The sequence below is a fragment of the Pseudomonas sp. F007 genome (genome assembly GCF_057814275.1).
Map to the genome: position 1 here is coordinate 1 of NZ_JBVATA010000044.1, position 293 is coordinate 293.

Annotated in this window: 1 pseudogene; it reads right to left on the reverse strand. The window is 66.9% G+C overall.

What is annotated here, in order from left to right:
- Nucleotides 1–293 (reverse strand): annotated as a pseudogene (locus ACZYR5_RS29650) (beta-ketoacyl-ACP synthase); the annotation flags it as partial.

A 293-nucleotide genomic window follows, 5' to 3' on the forward strand; every position in this document is an offset into this window, starting at 1 on the left:
GGTCGAGGTTGAAGGTGGGGGCGTATTCGTCGCGGTTGAGCATTTCGATGCTGAACCACGACTCCAGTGCGCCGCAGGCGCCGAGGGTGTGGCCGAGGAAGCTTTTCTGCGAGCTGATGGGCAGGTGGCTGCCGAACAGGCTGCTGGTGGCCTGGGTTTCGGCAATGTCGCCCTGTTCGGTGGCGGTGCCGTGGCCGTTGACGTAGCCGATGGCCGCCGGTTGCAGGTCGGCGTCTTCCAGCGCGAGCTCCATTGCCCGGCGCATGGTGGCCTGCTCGGGACGGGTGGTGTGC